This window comes from Sulfurisphaera sp. (assembly GCF_059755235.1).
Window position 1 is genome coordinate 1 of record NZ_DBPRYF010000041.1, and the last position, 2,888, is coordinate 2,888.

General features: G+C 32.1%; 3 protein-coding genes. All 3 read right to left on the minus strand.

Going from position 1 to position 2,888, the window contains the following annotated elements; genetic code table 11:
- Positions 1-709: 709 nt before the first annotated feature.
- The 3 genes from AC3OCB_RS06650 to AC3OCB_RS06660 all read right to left on the minus strand — a co-directional run bounded on the left by AC3OCB_RS06650 (position 710) and on the right by AC3OCB_RS06660 (position 2,846).
- Complete coding sequence (locus tag AC3OCB_RS06650) at positions 710-1,045, minus strand: type II toxin-antitoxin system VapC family toxin (RefSeq protein WP_498341555.1); 336 nt, start codon at positions 1,043-1,045, stop codon at positions 710-712.
- Positions 1,042-1,263, minus strand: a complete 222-nt coding sequence (locus tag AC3OCB_RS06655) for an AF_0619 family ribbon-helix-helix protein (protein ID WP_498341557.1) — start codon at positions 1,261-1,263, stop codon at positions 1,042-1,044. Before AC3OCB_RS06655 ends, AC3OCB_RS06650 begins: the two co-directional genes overlap by 4 nt.
- Positions 1,264-1,886: 623 nt before the next feature.
- The gene (locus AC3OCB_RS06660; RefSeq protein WP_498341556.1) at positions 1,887-2,846 is read right to left on the minus strand and encodes an IS5 family transposase; all 960 of its coding nucleotides are present in this window, start codon (positions 2,844-2,846) and stop codon (positions 1,887-1,889) included.
- Positions 2,847-2,888 lie beyond the last annotated feature (42 nt).

Consider the following 2,888-nt stretch of genomic DNA (forward strand, 5'->3'; position numbering starts at 1 on the left):
AATCCTTAAAGAATTCCACTGGGGAAAAATTTTTTGAGGTTTACCAGTTAATGCAAGTTTACGAATATGCTCAATTCTCTCTACTGTCCAAAATTCATTATCTGTCTGTTTCGGTATCGGCAAATACTGCCTAATAATCAACCGAGGTCAAAATCTAAATATAATATAACACTATATATTTGTTTATAGGATTTTTTAGTTATTATATTGTTCGAGATTACAAAGTATGCAGTACTAATTAAGTATGAGAATATTGCATGAAATAGTAAATACAGTTATGGTAATTTAAATATAATACGATGACTGAAGATCCAAAATATAAATAGTTCAGTTGTAAAAAGGGATTATCAAAAAATTATTAAAAGATGTTGAAACTAGTTGAACAGAGAATAAAGAGATAAAAATAAAAACTTCTTTCCAAAAAGAGAATATATAAAATAAAAATATTTTAGCAGATAATAATCTCTTGATTTACGAAAGATTTTTAATACATCACGCTTTCTCGTGTTCCAAATACAATGACTTTCCAGAAATAACATTAACCTTAATGAAATAAAACGATTTGCTAAAAATGATGTCACAACTGCTTTAATCAATAGAATCTCAAATTTTTCATTAAAAGGGATTTTCCTATTTTTCATCTGGTTATATCAACAAATAAGTCCTTTAAAGCAGAGTTATTAAACAACCTAAGATCTGTTGTTAAAAGTCAACAATTACTCTTTATTGCTAATACGACAAACGACGCATCAAATACAGTTATGTTATTCTTTAGTGCTAAATCAAAAGCATCATCAACAACTTCAGAATAAGAATGGATTTTAAAACCACTCATTAATTCTTTAAAATATTCAAAAATCTCTCTGCCTTTATCTGCTGATAACTCTCTCCTACTAATTCTTTTTCTTATAGCATTAGCGAACTCATAATAAACTAAGTCTAATGTCAATATTTTATCTTCATTTCTGATAAACTCTTCAACTAGTTCTCCGTACTTCTCCGAAAAAATTATTGTACCTAGAGCTGAAGTATCAACTACAATCATCTGCTATCCCTATCTTCCCTGACATCTTCATAAAAAGGCCTTCCCCCCTTTATTTCTTTTTTCAGCTTATCAATCTTCTCTAAAGCCCTCATTCTCCTTTCCCTCATAACTAGTTCTTCAAGATATTGTCTGACTTTATCCGCATAGTCGATTCCAAGTTCCTCTAATTCTTGTTTCAGCTTTTTACTCACTCTTACAGAGATTACTTCACTCACGATAGTATATTCTCTGAAATGTTTATAAAGTGTATTATTTCTTTTATGAAGTCGACAACAATCACATGTTTACTTTTACGTTCTAGAATACTTCCTCTTCTGATAAAGGATAATTATGCGATTATGCCTGTAAATGCCACACATGTTATATTAATTATATCGTTATTTTCCCATAACGTATCAGACAGAACAGTTTTTAATTATAATTATACGCGTTTCCCCGACCATGTCATTCTTAGGTATTCCTTGATACTTTTAATTTCGTGGTCTGGGTTGACGCTAGGTGAGGTGTCATCAGGTTCAACCAAACCGCATAGAGCTCAGTCGAGGAGAACGACATGAGCATTCCATTGGGTTAAGCCATTTACTTCCCGCACATGGAGCATAATCAAGAAAGTTTTATGAAACTTTTTCTCAAAAGTAATTATAAATTAGTAAGTAAGTATAAGCCTTAATATAATGAGGGGGTAATCTCAATTAACCTTGCGATTTAAATCAGTAATGCCACACCTGGGGACGACATAGAGATGATATTGATAATACTTAAGAACGACACAATATTAGAAAAGTGTATTTTTGTTCTGTTTTATTCACAATGAATATAGCCCCCTTTAAAAAATTTATCCTTACAAAAGCTCTGTAGAAAACCTATAAATAACAATAATAAATATAGAATTATTTATGATTATTGTTCTCCTTATGTTATACGCTATTATCTTTAACGCAATCTCCTTTTCAGTCAACTCTGGTATTTTTGACCTAACAAAAGAACCGCTCTTCCTCTTTATTGCTGAATGCACAGTCTCAACTATTGGCCTTCTATTGTACTCTTCTGGCAAATGCTTTTTCATCCTCTTCCTATTCTCCCCTTTAGTTCGATGTATTGGTACATCCTTGTTCCTTGTTGGTATTATTGCTTGAAGGTCATATCTCTTGGCAATAATGTGGTTTTCCTCAGAGTCATATCCCTTATCACCAATGATGATTTTGAACTTACTAACTAATTCCTTGTCCATGTTTTCCAACACCTTCTTAAACTCCTTTGAATCGTGAATCTCCCCAAAATGAACATCAAATGCAACTACTATCTGCGATTTTTCATCAACGACTATCGTTGTTTTGACGTACTTTCTCTTTACTTTCCTGCCAAAATCGTTAAGCCTCTTGTCGTAATAAAAAGAGTGATAATTGACGGAAAAACCAGTGCTGTCAATTATGATTATGTTTCCCAGCAAACCTAGGAAAGACTTCACAACCTTGTTAAAGACATATTCAATGAGTTTTTCATTTATCCTCTTACAAAACTTCTGTATTGTTGTAAAGTGAGGTATATCAGAGAGGGACAAAAGGGTGACTAACGCGGGGTTAGAAGATATTACCTCTATGACATCTCGATAACTTACGTTTATCCAAGCCTTGTATAAGAGGATGACAAAGAGCTGATACTGTTTATACTTCCTTTTTGAGAACTTGGAGGAGTAAGGAGGGAGAACTCTTTTGGATGTAGTTAAAGCTTGTTTTACCAACTTATATTCTAGTGATTTTTTCACGAATTTAGGTAATCTTGCAGTAATACGATAAGTCATAATACGGTAATACCTTCAATAAATAAATGCTTTATTAGGGAT